14 protein-coding genes and 1 tRNA gene are annotated in these 19,947 nt (G+C 41.1%); 9 read left to right on the top strand and 6 right to left on the bottom strand.

Features of this window, described 5'->3' with window-relative positions; genetic code table 11:
• Positions 1-32: 32 nt before the first annotated feature.
• Complete coding sequence (locus tag NMS_RS07455; RefSeq protein WP_041496140.1) at positions 33-521, top strand: metallophosphoesterase family protein; 489 nt, start codon at positions 33-35, stop codon at positions 519-521.
• A gap of 105 nt (positions 522-626) precedes the next feature.
• Here the strand turns inward: NMS_RS07455 and NMS_RS07450 are convergent, their stop codons facing one another.
• Complete coding sequence (locus NMS_RS07450; RefSeq protein WP_041496139.1) at positions 627-1,037, bottom strand: DUF4293 domain-containing protein; 411 nt, start codon at positions 1,035-1,037, stop codon at positions 627-629.
• A 208-nt stretch (positions 1,038-1,245) separates the two neighbouring features.
• Between NMS_RS07450 and rho the strand changes: the two genes are divergently transcribed.
• Together rho and NMS_RS07440 are read left to right on the top strand one after the other, a co-directional pair.
• Positions 1,246-3,039 (top strand): transcription termination factor Rho, encoded by a 1,794-nt coding sequence (gene rho, locus NMS_RS07445; RefSeq protein WP_041496138.1) that lies wholly within the window; start codon positions 1,246-1,248, stop codon positions 3,037-3,039.
• A gap of 176 nt (positions 3,040-3,215) precedes the next feature.
• Positions 3,216-3,803 (top strand): hypothetical protein, encoded by a 588-nt coding sequence (locus NMS_RS07440; RefSeq protein WP_041496137.1) that lies wholly within the window; start codon positions 3,216-3,218, stop codon positions 3,801-3,803.
• A gap of 106 nt (positions 3,804-3,909) precedes the next feature.
• Here the strand turns inward: NMS_RS07440 and rpsT are convergent, their stop codons facing one another.
• The 3 genes from rpsT to proS form a co-directional block, all read right to left on the bottom strand.
• Complete coding sequence (gene rpsT / locus NMS_RS07435) at positions 3,910-4,161, bottom strand: 30S ribosomal protein S20 (RefSeq protein WP_041496136.1); 252 nt, start codon at positions 4,159-4,161, stop codon at positions 3,910-3,912.
• A 44-nt stretch (positions 4,162-4,205) separates the two neighbouring features.
• Positions 4,206-4,277 (bottom strand) — tRNA-Glu (locus tag NMS_RS07430).
• Positions 4,278-4,356: 79 nt separating this feature from the next.
• Entirely contained in the window at positions 4,357-5,835 is a 1,479-nt protein-coding gene (gene proS, locus NMS_RS07425; RefSeq protein WP_041496135.1) for a proline--tRNA ligase, read from the bottom strand.
• Positions 5,836-5,941: 106 nt separating this feature from the next.
• Here proS and NMS_RS07420 point away from each other — a divergent pair, with 106 nt between their 5' ends.
• A complete protein-coding gene (locus NMS_RS07420; protein ID WP_041496134.1) occupies positions 5,942-6,988 on the top strand; it encodes a hypothetical protein in 1,047 nt (348 codons plus the stop codon).
• Between the two features lie 18 nt (positions 6,989-7,006).
• Positions 7,007-8,518 carry an OmpP1/FadL family transporter gene (locus tag NMS_RS07415; protein ID WP_041497566.1) on the top strand — a complete coding sequence of 504 codons (1,512 nt, stop codon included), beginning with the start codon at positions 7,007-7,009 and terminating at the stop codon, positions 8,516-8,518.
• Between the two features lie 93 nt (positions 8,519-8,611).
• Here NMS_RS07415 and NMS_RS07410 read toward each other — a convergent pair whose 3' ends face one another.
• Positions 8,612-12,622, bottom strand: coding sequence for a T9SS type B sorting domain-containing protein (locus tag NMS_RS07410; RefSeq protein ID WP_041496133.1), 4,011 nt, complete (start codon positions 12,620-12,622; stop codon positions 8,612-8,614).
• Between the two features lie 166 nt (positions 12,623-12,788).
• On the opposite strand from NMS_RS07410, the gene folE reads away from it, so the two are divergent.
• From folE to lgt, 4 genes are all read left to right on the top strand, one after another.
• The gene (folE, locus tag NMS_RS07405) at positions 12,789-13,460 is read left to right on the top strand and encodes a GTP cyclohydrolase I FolE (protein ID WP_041496132.1); all 672 of its coding nucleotides are present in this window, start codon (positions 12,789-12,791) and stop codon (positions 13,458-13,460) included.
• A gap of 101 nt (positions 13,461-13,561) precedes the next feature.
• On the top strand, positions 13,562-15,049 hold the full coding sequence (gene cysS / locus NMS_RS07400) for a cysteine--tRNA ligase (RefSeq protein WP_041496131.1): 1,488 nt from the start codon (positions 13,562-13,564) through the stop codon (positions 15,047-15,049).
• Position 15,050: 1 nt separating this feature from the next.
• A complete protein-coding gene (yidD, locus tag NMS_RS13705) occupies positions 15,051-15,275 on the top strand; it encodes a membrane protein insertion efficiency factor YidD (RefSeq protein WP_084217744.1) in 225 nt (74 codons plus the stop codon).
• Positions 15,276-15,358: 83 nt separating this feature from the next.
• A complete protein-coding gene (lgt, locus tag NMS_RS07395) occupies positions 15,359-16,294 on the top strand; it encodes a prolipoprotein diacylglyceryl transferase (RefSeq protein ID WP_041496130.1) in 936 nt (311 codons plus the stop codon).
• A 341-nt stretch (positions 16,295-16,635) separates the two neighbouring features.
• On the opposite strand, the gene secDF is transcribed toward lgt, so the two are convergent.
• Positions 16,636-19,692: a protein translocase subunit SecDF gene (gene secDF / locus NMS_RS07390; protein ID WP_041496129.1), complete on the bottom strand. Its 3,057-nt coding sequence runs from the start codon at positions 19,690-19,692 to the stop codon at positions 16,636-16,638.
• Positions 19,693-19,947 lie beyond the last annotated feature (255 nt).

Genomic DNA, 19,947 nt, shown 5'->3' with positions numbered 1-19,947 from the left:
AATAAGGAATAAAGCGATCTTATCTTTGGCAAATGAAAATTCTTCTCTTGTCAGATACCCACAGCCATTACGATGCATTCATGGAAAAATACATCCTGCAAGCAGATGAGGTATGGCATGCTGGTGACATAGGGAATCTACAAGTGACCGATAAGATTGCTGCTCTCAAACCTCTACGAGCAGTTTTTGGCAATATTGATGACGATAAAGCCAGATTGCAATTCCCCTTACACAATCGATTTGATTGCGAGGGGATGGACATCTGGATCACTCATATAGGTGGCTATCCTGGACGCTATAATCCTAATATTCGAAGAGAAATTTATGCCAACCCGCCAGATATTTTTATCTGTGGGCATAGCCATATTCTAAAGGTGATGAATGACAAAAAAAATGATTGTTTGCATATGAATCCGGGCGCGATTGGAGTTCATGGTTTTCATAAAAAGCGCACGATGCTGCGTTTTGAGATAAATGATGGGAAAATTTCAAACTTGGAAATTGTAGAGAAGGATCGTTGAAAGTTTCGCTTTCGCGAAAGCGAACTCTACCCACAATATTTAAACAAAAAACCCGCAGGGTGGCGCCCTGCAGGTTTTCACACTAATAGTACTAAGATTATTCTGTTACCGTAGTCGATCCACAGATTTTACGAGTTGTTCATCCTTTCTTATTGCCCTGTTGGCCAGGACGAGTAAAACGATAGATAGGATAGGAATGAACATCCCAATGCCTTTCTCAGCAACCGCCGCCGCTCCAGACATCGTTAGGGCTCGATATACGAAAACTCCTAGTAGAATAAGATTTAACATGATATTCAAACGGTTGATGACCGTTTGCGTCCGTCTATTTTTAAATAAAAATATAGCAAAAAGTGATAATATGGCACTTGCTACAAAAGCTCCAAAGTACGCATTCTCTTCCATCGCCACAACTTCATTGCCCTCACCATCGATCCACAAACTCACTAAAAAAATGAGTCCACCGCTGCAAGCAGCCGCAAGGATCAACCAGATGGTTTGTATACGTTGGATCATATCTAGAAAGCTTAAATTTTCTTTAAAGCTGGACAAAAATACAGTTTACATACAAAAAACAAGGGCTCGTAAACTTTTTTTAGCGTATCATTGTACGACAATATAGTTAACCACCTCTTTATAGGTTAACTAGGGACTGAAAGTTTTTCTGATAAATTTCAGCCTCAAAATTTCCCAAGAAAATTTACATACACTTTTCCATAATTACATGTTTCAAATAGCTGATTTAAAATCAAAGAAACTTCCTGAACTTCAGGAAATTGCTCAGGGCTTGAACGTCCCAAAATTCCGTACCATGCGCAAACTTGATCTTGTCTACAAGATCCTAGACCTACAAGCTGCAAACCCGGACGTAGTTAAAAAACTAGATGCAGACACCACAGCTCCAGCTGCGGCAGACTCTAAAGACACTCAAAAAGAGCGACAGCCTAGACCTGCTGCAAAAAAGCAACAACCTAGAGAGCGTAAATCAAACCCTAAAAATCAAAAGGACTCTAAAGATTCTTCTACAGATCAAAAAGAATCTCCTGCTGATAACAAGCAAGGTTCTAAAAAGCCAAATCCTAGAAACCCAAAATCCAAGGATGACCGCAAAGACACTAACGACAAACCGAATCCACGTCATAAGAACCAAAGGGACAAAAACGATTCCGACGGTAAAAATGATAAGAACGGCAATGACAATCGCAATGACAACCGTCGCGACACTAAAAATGAAAAAGACGGCAACGACAATCGTAATGACAATCGTCGCAACGATAAGAACGATACGGATGGGAATGACAACCGTAATCCACGTCAAAAAAATCAACGCCAAAGCAATCAAAACAACGTTCCTAAAGGGAACAAAGACACACGCAACCGTTACCGCGATCCAGAGTTTGAATTTGATGGAATCATAGAAAGTGAAGGAGTTCTTGACATGATGCCTGATGGATATGGCTTCCTACGCAGTAGTGACTACAACTACTTAGCCTCTCCTGATGATATTTATGTGTCTCAATCACAAGTCCGTTTGTTCGGCTTGAAGACTGGTGATACCGTTTTAGGAATGGTACGCCCACCTAAAGAAGGTGAAAAGTATTTCCCGCTGATCAAAATTTCACAAATCAATGGGTTAGACCCTAGCGTCGTTCGCGACCGTGTATCTTTTGAACACTTAACTCCATTATTCCCAGACGAGAAATTCAATCTTGCAGACAGACGCTCCAGTGTTTCTACCCGTGTAATGGATCTTTTTGCTCCTATAGGTAAAGGACAACGTGGAATGATCGTTGCCCAGCCTAAAACAGGTAAGACGATGTTATTGAAAGACATTGCAAACGCTATTGCCGCTAACCATCCTGAAGTTTACCAGTTAATTTTATTGATTGATGAGCGTCCTGAGGAAGTTACAGATATGCAACGTCACGTTGATGGTGAAGTGATTGCTTCAACATTTGACAAAGAAGCTCACGATCACGTACGTGTAGCAAACATTGTACTTGAAAAAGCAAAACGTATGGTAGAATGTGGTCACGATGTGGTGATCCTATTAGATTCTATTACACGTTTAGCAAGAGCCTACAACACCGTACAACCAGCTAGTGGTAAAGTACTTTCTGGTGGTGTGGATGCAAATGCATTGCACAAACCGAAACGTTTCTTTGGAGCGGCTCGTAATATTGAAGGTGGAGGTTCCCTGACCATTATCGCAACAGCTTTGACTGAGACAGGCTCTAAAATGGACGAGGTCATCTTTGAAGAATTTAAAGGAACGGGTAACATGGAACTGCAATTGGATCGTAACATTTCCAACCGTCGCATCTTCCCTGCCATCGACCTTACCTCATCTTCTACTCGTCGTGATGACTTACTATTAGATAAGGAAACGGTACAACGCATGTGGATTATGAGAAAGTACCTGGCTGATATGAATCCGGTAGAAGCTATGGAATTCATGTCTCAACGGATCAAGCAAACCAGAAACAACGAGGAATTCCTCGCTACAATGAATGACTAGCATTATGTTGTTTTAAACATCAAAGCCTCACACCAGTTGTGAGGCTTTTTTTATACCGCTTTCGCGAAAGCGAACTTCCTAAAAGTTTTTTGCTACTACATATAATCTAGCCCCATTTTGTTCGTTGTACCAGGGACTATCATCCCTAAAAAAATACAACCCTAAAACGAATTATCATGAAAAAAATGGTCATCAGCGCACTATTGCTTTTCTCAGCAACAGCATTCGCACAAGAAAACACAGATACCAATCCTATTGATACTGCTTTTGAAAACCTAATCGAAAGCTCTAACAATTTTAAAGAATACAAAGTTGTCAAAGAGACAGATCTGAGGCAGCTTAAATCAAATACAGAGACGTACATCACGCAACTGGATCAAAAAATCAGTGAACTTGAGAAAAGTGTAGCTGTAGAGGAGCAAGCTCAATTACCTCTAAAGGCAGAGCTTGCAGCGGCAAATTCCAGTGTGGAACAACTTAATAAAGAGAAAAACTCGATTTCCTTTCTAGGGTTACTGATTGACAAAACCGTGTACACAATGATTGTCTGGTCCATTGTTGCGGTACTTGCCGTAGCCTTAATTATCGTTTACCTGCAATACAAAAAGAGTCATGTGACTACAGACCACGCTAAATCAGAACTCGCTATTGCAGAAGCTGAACTGGAGGAGTTGCGTCGCAAGTCCATTGAAGAAAAGCAACGCCTGGGCAGACAATTGCAAGATGAAAGAAATAAACTCTCTAGACTACGCACAGCAAACTAAAAACTAATAGTCGAGAGCAAGTCTATTCTTACTCTCGACTAAACTAATTATCCATAAAAAAAGCCTCTCCAAATGGAGAGGCTTTTTAAGTAAAATTTTGAAAGTCCTAGATGGAAGCTACATGCTTAGCTAACTTAGATTTTAAGTTGCTTGCTTTGTTCCAGTGGATTACATTTTTCTTAGCTAGCTTGTCAATCATAGAAGTAACTTCAATATACAACTTCTCAGCCGCAGACTTGTCTTCAGTTTCTTTCAATTTCTTGATAGCGTTACGCGTAGTTTTGTGCTGGTACTTGTTACGTACACGTGCAGCTTCATTTCTACGTATTCTTTTTAAAGCACTTTTGTGATTTGCCATATCTTTTTAAACGTGGTCTCAAATGAAACCGATTTGTGTTATTGTAGCCCGTAGGGGAATCGAACCCCTCTTACATGGATGAAAACCATGCGTCCTAGCCGATAGACGAACGGGCCATTTGGTTTGCTCGTTAAGCGGATGCAAAAATAAACACTTTTTTTAATCTTGCAAACACCTAGCAAAAAAATATTTGAATTAATATGCTTTTGCAAAAAGAACCCGGCGACTTGAAGAATTGCCTGTAAGCACACATTTCCCCTCCTCCTCTTTATAATCCATTGGAATACAGCGAATCGTGGCCTTTGTCAGCTCTTTTATCTTCTCTTCTGTCTCAGAAGTGCCGTCCCAATGTGCAGAAATAAAACCTCCTTTATTTTTCAAAACTTTTTTGAATTCGTCAAAAGTATCTACTGCAGTTATGTGGTCATCTCTATATGACTTCGATTTATCAAATAAGGATTGCTGAATTTCTTCTAACAGAGCTTTGATATGTTGTTCTAGTCCTTCTAGCGCAATTGACTCCTTGGTCAAGGTATCTCTTCTCGCAAGTTCCACGGTGCCATTAGCAAGATCTCGCGCTCCTATCGCAATGCGCAAAGGAACACCTTGCAACTCATGCTGAGCAAATTTAGCTCCTGGCCTATAAGTATCTCTATCATCGTACTTCACAGTCACTCCTAACGCTCTCAAGTTTTTCATAATTCCCTGAACGGTAGCAGACAACTCTTCTAATTGTTCCGCACCCTTATAGATAGGAACAATCACCACTTGGTTAGGAGCGAGGTTAGGAGGTAGTACAAGTCCTTGATCATCACTATGCGTCATAATCAATGCTCCCATCAAACGGGTAGAGACTCCCCATGAAGTAGCCCATACATATTCTTGAGTTCCTTCACTACTCGCAAACTTTACATCAAAAGCTTTGGCAAAATTTTGACCTAGAAAGTGACTGGTTCCAGCTTGCAATGCTTTACCATCCTGCATTAATGCTTCAATACAATAGGTTTCATCAGCTCCTGCAAATCGTTCGCTCTCTGTCTTAGTACCTTTAATAACTGGTATAGCCATGAAGTTCTCCGCAAAGTCTGCGTATACATTGTTCATCAACTCAGCTTCAGTAATGGCTTCCGCTTTAGTGGCATGAGCGGTATGCCCTTCCTGCCATAAAAACTCTGCTGTTCTTAGAAAGAGACGTGTTCTCATCTCCCAACGAACTACATTAGCCCATTGGTTGATTAAAAGCGGTAGATCTCTATAGGATTGAATCCACCCTTTATAGGTACTCCATATGATCGCCTCACTGGTAGGTCGCACCACCAGCTCTTCTTCTAGTTTTGCTTCTGGATCAACTCTTAACTTACCTGGATTGTCTGGATCATTCTGTAAACGGTAATGAGTGACTACTGCACATTCTTTAGCGAAACCTTCTGCATTCTTTTCTTCAGCTTCAAAAAGACTTTTTGGAACAAATAAAGGGAAATATGCATTTTGATGGCCTGTTTCTTTGAACATGCGATCTAACTCGGCTTGCATTTTCTCCCAAATAGCGTATCCATAGGGCTTAATCACCATACAACCACGGACCGCACTGTTTTGCGCCAGGTCTGCTTTGACTACCAATTCATTATACCATTTCGAATAATCCTCAGATCGACTTGTTAGGTTTTTGCTCATATATAGGATTTGGCACAAATCTTGTGCCTTGTTAAGTGTTCTGTAAAAGCTTTATGCTGCTGGCAAAACTACTTATTTTTATCACATACGCTCAAATATATACACCATGAAAAAATTAATACTTAATAAAAAGACGATTGGAAGGCTTTCCTTTCTCTTAATAGTGTCAAGCATATTCGTTTCTTGCGGATCTTACACCGATGCTTCTTATAATGATGGTATATATGGTGATCAAGAGCGAAACTCAGACTATGAAGTGGAAGCAGTTCCTGCAACTTACAAGGAAAACAGTTCTGTATATTACGAACAGCTATTTGCTAACGAGCTAGAACGCACAGGATACACTCAAAACGACAGTGCGGTATTTACCGATGTTGAGGGTTATTCTTCAGATAGCTATGATGAATCCTCTTTAACCTATAACAATAGCTACAGCAGTCAGCCTGCATGGGGGAGTAACCCGTCTGAAGTAATTATTACTTATAATCAAGGGTTTGGATATGGATTTGGTGCCGGGTACTGGAATTATGGATTTGGGTTCAATCCTTTTTTCAATTATGGTGGTTGGGGCTTTTTCAATGGTTATAACAACTTTTACTCTCCATTTTACAATCATTATGGTGCAGTTGCTTTCTACCAGCCTTTCGGTGCGTTTAGACCTTATGGATATGCATATGGATATGGCACCGGTCGCAGGAATGGTAATTTCTACCCTAATATTGGAGGTAATTTATCCAGATACGGGTACGGAGCTTATAACCCAAGAAATGGATACGCATCTGAAATAGATTATTTCAATGCTAGAGGAACGTCTACAGGCAGAACGAGAACTGCTGAGAATTCACCAACAGCAACAGGTAGAAGAGCTGATTATTTAAGGTCTGGAAGAACTGGAAGTGGTGTTGGTAGATCTTCTAGTCCTAGCCGCAGAATTTCTACAGGCCGTTCATCTTCCACTATAACGCCAGGAGCTAGTAGAACAAGACCATCGATTGAACCTAGCCGCAGTGGAACCAGAAGTTCCACAGGAAGAAGCTCAGGTACAAGATCATCATCTGGTAGCGTCCGCTCAAGTACAGGTAGATCTAGTAGTTCTGGAACATCCAGTGGAAGATCCTCATCATCAGGAAGATCTTCAGGACGCAGAGGATAATAAAATTAAATGTATATCATGAATAAACTATTTATAACAAGCGCGCTTATAGCAAGTGCGCTTTTTTGTACCGCACAAACTGTAAATGATGGGTTGCTTTATGGTCAACAAGATGATCTATATGGAACCGCCAGATACCGTGCACTTAGTGGTGCATTCGGCGCTTTGGGAGGTGACTTAACCGCAATGGGGCAAAATCCTGCTGGATCTGTGATTTTTGCAAATCATTTTGCAAGCTTTTCATTAGCAAATTCAAACAACACCAATAACTCCATTTACTTTGATGGTCTAGCTACAGCAGAGAGTTCTGATCTTGATATCAATCAAGCGGGAGGTGTTCTCGTATTTAAAGCGGTAGATGGTAGTCCTTTATCTAAGTTTGCTGTTGGATTTAATTATGATGCTACACGATCTTATGACAATAATGTATTTCTAGCAGGCAACTCTACCACGTCTATTTCTCAATATTTTTTGAATAATGCGAATGGGTTCAGTCTGGATAATTTTGAGACTCAGCCAGGTGAGACTCTATCCAGCCTTTATCAGTTCTTAGGAGAGAATATAGGGTTTGATGCACAACAAGGCTTTTTAGGATTTCAATCCTTCATTATTGATCCTGTGAATCCAGGAGACCCAAACAATACTCAATACGTATCAGCCACTGGAACTGGATCTTTCAATCAAGGATATGAAGTCATTAGTTCTGGAAGTCAAAATAAAATTTCATTCAACCTCGCTGGTCAATTGTATGACAAGTGGAGTTTTGGTGTGAACTTGAATGCTCATTCATTAAACTACTCCCGTTTCACTGGTTTTCGTGAAGTCAACTCTAATACAGATGCCACGACAACAGGTATTGAATTTAGAAATGAATTAAATACAACAGGTAATGGGATCTCAGTACAAGTGGGAACAATCGGCAAAATCACAGAGTCTTTACGCCTAGGCGCCACTTATGAATCACCTACCTGGTACACCATTGAAGAAACCTTAGTACAAGAAATTTCTGCAAATCGTAGGAATGGTGCTCCAGTAGATGTAATTCCAAACATTATCAATGTTTACGCCCCTTACGACTTGAGAACGCCTGGTAGCTTGACTGGAAGTATCGCCTATATTTTCGGCACTGCTGGACTATTAAGTTTAGATTATTCTACTAAAGATTATTCAAATTTAGAATTTAGCCCGAAAAACGAACCTGCATTTGCTGACAATAATGCTCAAATCATGCAGCAGCTAGACCGCGCTGCTACCTTACGAGTGGGTGGCGAATACCGCATTGATAACTTCACGCTTAGAGGAGGTTTTCGCACGGTCGAATCACCGTATAAGAACAAAGAGATTCAAGATGACTATACGGGCTATAGCTTAGGTTTAGGGTATACCTGGGGAAGCACTAATTTAGATGTATCCTACGATTATGCAGACAGAAACTACAGTCAGCAGTTATTCCCTACGGGTCTAACCACCAGAGGTCAAGTTCAGAATGAAAAAACGAATGTTGCGGTGACTTTAGGCTTCAATTTTTAAAATGAGTTTTTAGATTATTTCGCTTTCGCGAAAGCGAAATAACAACAGATTCAAATCAACTAAAAAGCGCCTTAATTAGGGCGCTTTTTAGTGTTAGCGTTTCATTGAAAAGTGACCCGAGCTTTCCCGCACCTCTCCTTCAAACTCATATTGTAATCTAAACCAGTAATCAGTGCTAGGCAGGGGTTCTCCCGCAAAGGTGCCATCCCAGCCTGCTCCAGTAGGATTCAGCTGTTTGAGTAATTTTCCATACCGGTCAAAAATGAGTATTTGTAATATAGGCAATCGATTGCCTGCAAAAACATTCCAAGTATCATTGTAACCGTCATTATTGGGGGTGAAAAACTTAGGATATCCATAAACAAAAACCTGTGTCGTCACACTACCACAACCGTTGCGCTCTGCTATAGTGATGTCGTGAACTCCTGGAGTTACATTTTCAAACACATTGCTGTCCTGATATAAGCCGTCATCCAATTGGAACCAATATTCATCAGGACCAGTCGCACTTATTTCAATACGCTGAAAGTCCTCAAAGGGTTGTGTGGTAATGTCTATGTTAAATGTGTCTGGAGCTCCAGCCAGTCGCACGAGGGACTGATCCGTTATTTGACAACCCGAGTTTCTATTAGTTACCGTAACCGCATAAATCCCTTGTTGTTCCGTGATTAAACGGGCATCCATCTCACTAGGCAGCAAGGCGCCGTCAAAGGTCCATTCAAAACTAAAATCGATAGGGTCAAGTCCGGTATCTAATACCGCTGGACCATCCACCAGCATTCCTTGTGGATCCCTACACAATACAACTTCCTCTGGCAATTGTGGGTTTGGCAAGCCTCCAAACTGGACTTGTACAACTGTAATATCAAAACAGCCTGTATTTGTGTTCTCTAATCTTGCAAAAACAGTCGTATCTACAGTAAATGTTTGCGTGTTATTAATGGTTGCATTCCCAGAATTTGCATCCACTTGCGAATTGTAATAGGTGACTTGAGTGTTCGATTGACCATCTTGAATGGCGCTACTACTATTTGATAAATCATAGGTGATGGTACCATCACCGCTGTCGCATAGCTCTACAGCCGCAGGAGTTGCTGCTATAGGCGGCGCCACAGTTCGTAGTTCAAAACTTCCGGTAGTATAGCAGCTCGTAGCATCAAAGCTAGATCTATAAAAAATAGTCTCTGAGGCCGCAGTACTTTGATAAGTTTCGGCATTTAAAGGATTCGTTGCAGTAAGAGCATCATTTTGAGAACTGAAGTAAGATACTGTAACTCCAGATTGTCCATTGCGTATGGCGTCTAACCTATCATTTAAACGAAAAATACTTAATCCATCACTGTTATCATCACAAGCTTCTAAAACAGGAACTACGGCAGTTTGCGGCACTGAATTGATAATTATTTGAAATTGTGTGGTGGTAAAACAACCGGTATTGATGTTTTCCACTCTAACAAAAATATCGTCCGTCGACTGATTGCTTGTGTAAGAAGAAGTAATAGATCCAGTTGCAGTAACTGCGTCATTCTGTGTTAGGTAATAACTAATTTGAAAATCTGCAGCTGAGAGACCGTTTAGTAGGTCTGCATCGTTCTGGGTTAGATCAAATAGTTCCTGTCCATCACCACTAGGGTCATCGCAAACTACAATAGGCAAAGGAGTTCCAAGAATAGGATTAGTATTCACGATCAGTTCAAATTCTGTTGTGTCAAAGCATTCCGTATTTAAACGACTTTCAATACGGCCCACTATAGTTTGAAAGTTTGACGTGTTTTGATAAGCTGTTTTATCCAGTGCATTTTGCCTTGCATTGGCATCTGATTGATTTGTATAATAACTGACTTCAAAATCAGCTGCACTTTGACCCGCTAATATTTCTAAATCCTTACTGACAAGATTGAAATTGGCAAAACCATCGTTAGTAGCATCGTCACATACTTGAAAATCACTCACAGGATTGGCGTCTGGATTACCTCCTACTGTTAACTCAAAACTTCCTGTGGAAAAACAATCTGGGTCTGCGCTGTTTGATACTCGAACAAAAATGGTTTGTTGCGGCGAGTTCTCATTGGTATAAGATGCAGAATTAGTAATTGGATTGGAGGCCGTATTGGCTTCTGCCTGGGATCTAAAAAATTGCACCGAGACTTCTGATGAAGATTGGGTACCGATGATTTGATTGATTTGCTGAGTTAAGTCAAACAACTCAATTCCATCATTGGAAGGGTCGTCACAAACCACAAGATCAGAAGCCGCATTGAAAATTGCTTTATTGATAGCCACTTGAAAGTCTAGGACTACAACGCAACCGGTTGAAATGTCTGTGACAGTTGCATATATAATTGCTGAAGTAGTTGCAGCCGGGTATGTATTGGGATTCGTAATGGGATTTGTGCCGCTTGCCGCATCCATTGATTGATTATAATAAATGACTTGAAATGAAGATGCGGGCTGGCCAGCAAGCATGACTGCCGTATTTTGTGTTAAGTCCACAGTTGTCATATTCCCCACGGTGTCACAAACCAGTAAATCATTAGGTGGATTGGGAGCTGGTAATGGATTTACCTCTATGCAAACATCGCGAGTGTAAACACACCCAAAACTATCTTCATACTCATACGTATAGCATTTAGTGCCTACCGCGGTAGGTTGAACAGTGATTACATTCCCGTTTGTGGCAATAATCGTAGGATCGGGTTGCCATTCTTCTCGCACTTCTCCTGGAGTAAACGATAATTCAGAAGGAATCAACGCAGGATCAAAATTCAATCCCCATTCAAAAATATATCCATTGTCAAATTCAAGATTATCAGTAACCGTTAAGCACCATAACCCATTAAGATTAGTTCCTAAGAAATTTGAAAAAGAAGTGGTTGGCAAATAATCTCCCGCTGGTAAGGAAACTCGCTGTGGCGATCCCGCTAGCGCATTTTGAAATGTAGTGGTTGCGCCAGGAGCCTCAGTGATGACATATTCAAAACCAGTTCCTGGAGCATTGGAAGTCTCGTCATCAATAGGATTGCCAAGGTATTTCTCCCCATTTGATTGTCCCGTTTGCAAGATGGTGATGGATGAACCATTAGGAGCCGTAAGCACAATATCTAAATCGTCTGCCCAACTATGCTCTAAGTTCATGAACATGGAAACCAAGTCAGACGCATCTGTTAGTGTTGCACCTGGGCTGAAGATATTCACATCTATACAAGTTTGATAGCTCACCCCTGTCCCATCTGGCAAAAATGTTTGTCCTGTGACTGGAGGCGCTGGAGTTGCCACAAAAGGCACCGTGCTAACATTGCCTGTAATAGTAGTGGTCTCCCCTATACATATGGATGTATCTGCAGCCACAGTTCCTGAAAAATCAGGATCATTAGATACTTGAACGATTAAATCAATTAAATCTCGGTCGCTACAGCCGTTAGCATCAGTGACCTCAAATCTTACTTGGTAAGAACCCGATTCAGTGAATGTCTCTATTTGAGAGACTCCGGAAACAAAACCATTACCCGTGTTAAAATCCCAACGGTACGTGGCTCCAGCTCCAGAATCGCTAAATGAAGCACCACCGTCAAACTGTACAGAGTCTCCCTGACAAATACGTAGAATCCCATCAGGATCAATAGCTGGAGTCGTTATTATAGTTGGGGTAATGGTCTGACAAGGATCAAAACAGCGCCGCCTTGCCTCCCATCCCGCAGCGGTTCCTGTTGCATTGCTAACAAATCGTACCGTCAAGCACCCTGTGGAGTTGGAAGCTGTTGCTTGAATGACGCCAGGAGCAGTATTTGTATTGGAAAAAGTGTTAAGAACAGGAGCGGCAGTACTATCGCCATCATAAATAGTCATCACATCCCCAGCCAAAATAGACATCACAGAAAAATCTAAAATCATCCGGTCCGTTTCAATAGAGGGACAGAATACTATGATCCCGTTTGTAGCATTGCTATAATTGGCAGTTGTAGTACCGCTATCTGTAAATATCGCATCGCCACAACCCACAGATTTGGTAGGCCCAGCAGCAGAGTTTGTAGGCATTTCAATCACCGTTTGTGCGTGCACGTGACAGACGCCCATAAAAAATAACGCAAGTAAAAAATACTTCATGTGGGTGTGATCGTGATCATAGAAATGTAAATATCGGCAATGAGATCGCTACATCCTAAAAACGTAGTTCATGGACTTTTAGTCTATTGCAGTTATCCCATGCAAATACGCTCCTAAGTTGTAAATTTGCAACCTGTTTAATTAATGCCTAAAAAGGCGCTATTTTATGAACGTAGAAGATTTTTTAGAAAACATAGAAGACCAAGATCATTTATCAGCAAATGAGCAAACTCCCCTGAGAGACAATGCCTTTGAGATGACTGATGGAGAAAAGATTGAGTCCATTAAAAAAAATGTGTACGAGATATTACATACTCTAGGAATGGATATGAGTGACGATAGCCTTAAAGGAACTCCTAATAGGGTAGCAAAAATGTTTGTCAATGAGATTTTTGGAGGTTTAAAGCCAGAAAGAAAACCTAGTGCATCCACCTTTGAGAATAAATATAAGTATAATGAAATGCTGGTAGAGAAGAACATCGTTCTCTACTCTACTTGTGAGCATCACTTGCTTCCTATCGTGGGACGAGCGCATGTTGCTTACATTTCTAATGGTAACGTCGTTGGTCTTTCAAAAATGAACCGCATTGTGGATTATTATGCAAAACGCCCTCAAGTTCAAGAACGATTGAACATACAAATTGTGCGTGAGTTGCAAAAGGTATTGAACACAGACGATGTTGCTTGTGTTATTGATGCAAAACATTTGTGCGTCAACAGTCGTGGAATACGTGATATTGACAGCAGTACGGTAACTGGAGAATTTGGTGGTAAATTCAAAGATCCTCAGACAAAGAGCGAATTTTTAGACTACATAAAGCTAGAAACCAAGTTCTAATTTTGGCTGACTTGCAGGTGGCGCTGTAAGAAGTTCGCTTTCGCGAAAGCGAACTATATTTAAATTCCTGAAAACTTCAATTCGCATTACAAAAAGAGCACATGGCTTTATACCAAGATCAACAACTGAAACTCTACAACTCCATTGCTGGTGAAAAGCAGGTTTTCAAACCTATTCATGAAGGACGTATAGGTATGTATGTATGTGGACCTACCGTTTATAGCAACGTCCATTTAGGGAATTGTCGTACGTTCATCAGTTTTGACATGATTTACAGGTATTTGACACACCTAGGCTACAAAGTGCGTTACGTGCGAAATATTACGGATGCGGGTCACTTGACAGATGATGCTGATGAAGGTGAAGACAAAATTTCTAAAAAAGCGCGCTTAGAAAAGCTAGAACCTATGGAAGTCGTACAGCAATACACGCTGGATTTCCATAATGTGATGCAGCGCTTCAACAACTTTCCACCTAGTATTGAGCCTACAGCCACAGGTCATATTGTAGAACAAATTGAAATTATCAAAACGATTTTAGATAAAGGCTACGCCTATGAGCGTAACGGCTCTATTTATTTTGACGTCTTGAAGTTTAATAAAGACCATCAGTACGGGAAATTGAGTGGTCGCAACTTAGAAGACATGATTACCAGCACTCGCGAGCTGGAAGCGCAAAGTGAGAAAGACAATCCGCAGGATTTTGCCTTATGGAAAAAAGCCTCACCGGCGCACATCATGCGCTGGCCTAGCCCATGGGGCGATGGCTTCCCAGGGTGGCACTTGGAATGTACTGTCATGAGTTCAAAATATCTGGGAGAGACCTTTGATATTCACGGTGGTGGTATGGACTTGAAATTCCCACACCATGAATGTGAGATTGCTCAAGGCGAGGCAGCCCATGGTCATAGCCCAGTAAATTACTGGATGCATGCTAATATGCTGACGCTAGAAGGTAAGAAGATGTCCAAGTCGACTGGAAATTCCATCTTACCTCAAGAACTTTTTAGTGGTGATAATGACTTTATGGAAAAGGCATTTTCGCCCAGTATTGTGCGTTTCTTCATGATGCAGGCACAATACAGATCAGTATTGGATTTTAGTAATGATGCGATCATGGCGGCTGAAAAAGGATTGAGTCGTTTGCGCGAGGCCATAAGCTTGTTGGATCATTTGAAAGTAAGCAAGACTTCAACCGTAAACATCAAAGCCTGGTCTGACAAATGTTATGCGGCCATGAATGATGATTTTAATACGCCCATCTTGATTGCGGAATTATTTGAAGGTGCAAAAATCATTCATTCTATCAACGAGGAAAATGAAAGCATTACCGCTGAAGATTTAGAGGTCTTTGAAACAACTATCAAGGCATTTTTATATGATGTACTAGGTATCAAAGCGACCGATCAAACGGAAGATGCCAAAGGAACTCAGCACATGGATGCAGCAATGAAACTGATCATCGACTTGCGAGCAACCGCACGTGCCCGCAAAGACTGGGAAACCAGTGATAAAATACGTGATGAGCTGCAAGGTGCTGGAATTCAATTGAAAGATGGTGCGGAAGGAACCACCTACACGACAAAATAATATGAAGACCTCATGGGCGGCATATCCATTGATCTGGCTGGTGCGATTTTATCAAACAGGAATCTCCCCTTTCCTTCCTGCGACCTGCCGCTATCAACCTACATGTTCTCATTACACACTGGAAGCCTTAAAAAAATATGGCTTTTTTAAAGGCGGATGGCTAGGCTTGAAGCGCATTGCAAGTTGTCACCCCTGGGGCGGTAAAGGTTATGATCCTGTACCGTAACTTTTCTGAATTCATCCCTTCTCATAATGAGTCGGCTATCGTTTTTTAAAATGTTATTTTAGCGACTCGAATAAACACACTACATGCTACCACTTAAAGTCATTTGGAATCCGTTAGAGGGAATAGACCTAGGATTCTTTACGATACATTTTTATAGTCTTTCTTACGTGATCGCCTTCGTTCTAGGGTGGTATATCATCAAACCTATTTTTAAAAAGGATGGAATAAGCCTAGACAAACTGGACCCTTTATTCATGTACACCGTCATAGGCTGCCTCGCGGGAGCTCGCATAGGACATTACTTATTTTATGAAACGGAAGTTTTATTTACAGACCCGTTACATGTGTTGCTTCCTTTTAAATTAAGCCCATTTGAATGGACTGGTTTTGCGGGAATGGCAAGCCATGGCGCTGCAATTGGGATCATGATTGCTATGTTTTTCTACAGCCGTAAACACTTGCAAAAGCATATGTTTTGGATTCTAGACCGTATCGTGATACCTACTGCCATCGGCGGAGCGTTTGTACGTTTAGGAAACTTGATGAATAGTGAGATCGTAGGTAAAGTGACGAATGTGGATTGGGCATTTAAATTCGTTCGTGACACTTCAGATCCTGCGGTGCGAGATGCCTTGTACGCTACAGGCATCAAGGATACAGACAAAGCCATTGAAGCAGTGGTCAACGATCCGCAATATGCCAGCTTATTAGAGGCTATTCCATGGCGTCACCCATCACAGATTTATGAAGCGCTGGGTTATGCTTGTCTATTTGTTATTTTAATGTTTGTCTACTGGAAAACAGATAAGAAGAAAAAAGTAGGATACATCCTTGGACTGTTCTTCGTTTTATTATTTGTCATTAGATTCTTCGTCGAGTTTGTCAAGATCAAACAAGTGGAAGGTGGTGAAAACTTTATTTTCGGGCTCAATACAGGACAGATGTTGAGTATTCCTTTTATTATTCTAGGATTGGTATTGATGTTTAGACCAGAAGGTTGGTTGAAGCGAGAAGAATAATTATCCATATTTACAGTCATTTAAAACTCCCCAAAGCAACTGTAGTTGCTTTGGGGAGTTTTTAGTTGTTCGCTACCTATTACATTGAACCTAGCTTTTTGTGGCTTACGATTCAAGCTTGAGGTTTTCGTACTTACAATCAAATACACACCAGTAGCTTTAGCTAACTTCCAAAGTTGTTACTAGGATCCAAGAACATCAGATCATTTTATGCCTATTGTCTTGTTAATGATGTTGATGTAAGTTCGCTTTCGCGAAAGCGAACCAGAAATCAATCTGCTGCAACAAAAAACGCCCGAGGGAAATCCTCAGGCGTTTTGATATACTTAATATAAGTCAGACTACTGAGCGTCCTTTTCAGGAATGGATTTGCGTGGTCTAGCCTTAGTTTTTCTCAATGTATCGTACATGATAGGCGTTGCGATAAATACCGATGAGTACGTACCCACGATTACCCCTATGATCAAGGCAAACATAAACCCACGGATGGACTCCCCACCGAAGATGAAGATCGCTAACAATACAATCAAGGTTGTTAATGACGTATTGATCGTACGAGAAATGGTACTGCTGATCGCACCGTTCACGGTACGGGCAAAATCCCAATTGGTTTTCTCTGCGATGTATTCCCTAATTCTATCAAACACAACCACCGTGTCATTCAAGGAATAACCAATAACCGTCAAGATCGCAGCGATAAACGCCTGGTCAATCTCCATGTTAAAAGGCATGACCTTGTAAGTGGCAGAGAATACTCCTAGCACGATAATCACATCATGGAATACAGCAGCTACTGCACCTAGAGAGAATTGCCATCTACGGAAACGGATCAAGATGTATAAAAATACCACGATCAATGATCCAAAAATTGCATACAAGGAACCGGTCAAGATATCATCTGCAATGGTAGGTCCTACCTGGAAGTTGGACATGATACCATATTCTTTACCTTCTAAACTCACATCACCAAATTCCTCCTGCGTCATATCTGCAGGTAAGAATTGCTTTAAGTTCGTATACAATTTACTTTCTATATCAGCACTTGCTTCTGTGTCATCCATTTCAATACCGTATTTGGTACTGATAGCTAACTGATTGTCTGCACCATAAGTCTTTGCCTCAGCACTTCCAAATACATCTGGACTGCTTAAGATGCTCGTTACCTCAGTAGCATTCATATCTTGCTCAAAGCGCACGGTATACTTGCGTCCACCTGTAAAGTCGATACCAAAGTTCAACTGTAAGGTAGCTAGTGATACGATACTGGCCAGGATCAACACTCCAGAAATGGCATAAGCCGTTTTTCTCATTTTCAAGAAGTCAATACGAACGTTGACAAACCATGATTTTGTCATAGCTGATGTAAATGCTAGTGATTTACCATTCTTGCCGTACCCATCTATGAACAACCTGGTGATGAAGATTGCAGTAAACAATGAGGTAAGAATACCTATCATCAAAGTTGTTGCAAAACCTTGAATAGGCCCTGTACCAAATATGTAAAGGATCGCTGCCGTCAAAAAGGTTGTAATGTTTGCATCAAGAATAGAGCTCAACGCATTGTTGAAACCGTCCTTAATACTATCGGCTTGAGATTTCCCTTTAGCCAACTCCTCTTTAATACGTTCGAAAATAAGAACGTTAGCATCTACTGATATACCTATGGTCAGTACAATACCCGCAATTCCAGGTAAGGTCAATACGGCTCCAAAGGAAGCCAAGGCTCCGAATATGAACAGGATGTTCACTAACAAAGCAACGTCAGCATAAAGTCCTGCTCTACCGTAGTAGAAGAACATCCATACCAATACTAATAACAAAGCAATTGCAAAAGACCAAAGTCCAGAGTTGATCGCTTCCTGTCCTAAGGATGGCCCGATCACTTCGCTTTGAATAATTTCTGCTTTAGCAGGAAGTTTACCTGCTTTCAGTACAGTTGCAAGGTCTTCCGCATCTGGTACGGTAAAGTTTCCTGAGATCTGGCTATTACCACCGCTAATAGGTCCGTTAGTAATTCCAGGCGCGCTGTACACCGTGTTATCAAGTACAACGGCAACTTGTGTTTGATTCTGGAAAGCCTCTGTAGTCATCTGTTCCCAGATTTTTGCACCTTCAGAGTTCATAGACATGCTTACGATAACTTTACCGTTGATGTCATAGTCTTGTTTTGCATTAGTAATCACTCCACCTGAAAGTGGTGCTTCACCTTGAGAATTTCCACGGATGGCGTATAAGTCAATCAACTCATAACCTAATTCGTCATTCAATTCTGGTCGACCCCACGCAAATTTTATAAAACGCTGGTCAGCTGGTAATTTACCTCTAGCCTGTGGATCATTTAAATATCCTTGAATCAATTCCTGGTCACTAGCTCTGAAAGTAGCGATGATAGGTCCTGAACCGTTTCCTGGAGCTAATACTCTGGAAAGGATAGGGTTTTGATCGTATTGAGCCTGATCAACTACAGCGTTATCCTCTTTAATAACCTCATCGTTCAACAAACTTTCTAATGAATTGTCTTGTTCTTGCGCTACTGCTGTAGAATCAACCGCCACTTCAGCGGAGTCAGTAACAGTCCCGGTATTTTCACTAGCGATCTTGTCTGCCCAGTATGTATCTGCCGCTACTAAATAAGGAGCAACTTCACTTGCCTTATACACATGCCAGAATTCCAAAAGTGCTGTACCAACTAGAAGTTGTTTTACACGTTTTACATCTTTCTCACCAGGCATCTCGATCAGGATTCTTCCTGAGCTTCCTAATTGCTGAATGTTAGGCTGGGTAGTACCAAATTTATCAATACGCTTTCTCAATACGTCAAAGGCACTCACCATATACGATTGAAGTTCTTCTCGCAATACTGGTTCCACCTCACTGTTAGACATATCAAAGTTGATGCGCCCTTCCATTTCTTGGTTTGCAAAAATATCTGGTGACGCTAATTGAGCACCCTCGATAGCTTCAAACTCCTCAATAAAATAATCGAAGTAATCTTGTTGACCGTCTTTCACGCGCTCATCTGCACGATCTAGCGCCGTACGGAAATCTCCATCAGTAGATCCATCTGCCATACCTATTAAAAGGTCACGGATGGAAATTTGAAGGATCACATTGATACCGCCCTTAAGGTCAAGACCTTTTTTAAGCTCATCTTCCTTAGCGCCAGCGTAGGTTGTATAACCACCCCAGACGTCCTTATTAGATACAGAATCCAGATATCTTTTTCTGGCTTCCTCAATCAAGGATGGTGCATTGGGAGCATCTCTATCCACCACTCTTTCGGCATACGCCTCTGCGTCTTTCTCCACCTTGTACGTAATAAACGTATAGGTAAGCTGGTAGATACATACTGCTGCAAAAATGATCGCAAAGAATCTGATCAGTCCTTTATTTTGCATTCTCTAAATCTTTAATTGTTGTTAAAATTTGAACGAGCAAATATAGGCTTTCGAACATCTATTGCCAATAAAATTTAAATTCGCAAGTCTACTGATTTTTAGATATTTAGATATTTTTATTGAGTCAGGTGGTTTTTCCGCTTTCGCGAAAGCGGAATATCATCAGTTTCAGCAGCTTCCAATCCATTAGGTACTGGAATCAGGTTTTAGGGCATAAAAAAACCGTCCGAGGAAATCCCGAACGGTTTAAATACT

Origin of the sequence: Nonlabens marinus S1-08 (assembly GCF_000831385.1) — a bacterium.
Taxonomy (GTDB): domain Bacteria; phylum Bacteroidota; class Bacteroidia; order Flavobacteriales; family Flavobacteriaceae; genus Nonlabens; species Nonlabens marinus.
Note: the sequence above shows the minus strand (reverse complement) of the source record. Positions and strands in the feature narration are given on the sequence as shown.

What these genes read in the sequence shown, in the direction of transcription:
- NMS_RS07455 (WP_041496140.1), top strand. Translation starts at nt 33, where the DNA reads ATGAAAATTCTTCTCTTGTCAGATACCCACAGCCATTACGATGCATTC.
- NMS_RS07450 (WP_041496139.1), bottom strand. Translation starts at nt 1,037, where the DNA reads ATGATCCAACGTATACAAACCATCTGGTTGATCCTTGCGGCTGCTTGC.
- rho (WP_041496138.1), top strand. Translation starts at nt 1,246, where the DNA reads ATGTTTCAAATAGCTGATTTAAAATCAAAGAAACTTCCTGAACTTCAG.
- NMS_RS07440 (WP_041496137.1), top strand. Translation starts at nt 3,216, where the DNA reads ATGAAAAAAATGGTCATCAGCGCACTATTGCTTTTCTCAGCAACAGCA.
- rpsT (WP_041496136.1), bottom strand. Translation starts at nt 4,161, where the DNA reads ATGGCAAATCACAAAAGTGCTTTAAAAAGAATACGTAGAAATGAAGCT.
- proS (WP_041496135.1), bottom strand. Translation starts at nt 5,835, where the DNA reads ATGAGCAAAAACCTAACAAGTCGATCTGAGGATTATTCGAAATGGTAT.
- NMS_RS07420 (WP_041496134.1), top strand. Translation starts at nt 5,942, where the DNA reads ATGAAAAAATTAATACTTAATAAAAAGACGATTGGAAGGCTTTCCTTT.
- NMS_RS07415 (WP_041497566.1), top strand. Translation starts at nt 7,007, where the DNA reads ATGAATAAACTATTTATAACAAGCGCGCTTATAGCAAGTGCGCTTTTT.
- NMS_RS07410 (WP_041496133.1), bottom strand. Translation starts at nt 12,622, where the DNA reads ATGAAGTATTTTTTACTTGCGTTATTTTTTATGGGCGTCTGTCACGTG.
- folE (WP_041496132.1), top strand. Translation starts at nt 12,789, where the DNA reads ATGAACGTAGAAGATTTTTTAGAAAACATAGAAGACCAAGATCATTTA.
- cysS (WP_041496131.1), top strand. Translation starts at nt 13,562, where the DNA reads ATGGCTTTATACCAAGATCAACAACTGAAACTCTACAACTCCATTGCT.
- yidD (WP_084217744.1), top strand. Translation starts at nt 15,051, where the DNA reads ATGAAGACCTCATGGGCGGCATATCCATTGATCTGGCTGGTGCGATTT.
- lgt (WP_041496130.1), top strand. Translation starts at nt 15,359, where the DNA reads ATGCTACCACTTAAAGTCATTTGGAATCCGTTAGAGGGAATAGACCTA.
- secDF (WP_041496129.1), bottom strand. Translation starts at nt 19,692, where the DNA reads ATGCAAAATAAAGGACTGATCAGATTCTTTGCGATCATTTTTGCAGCA.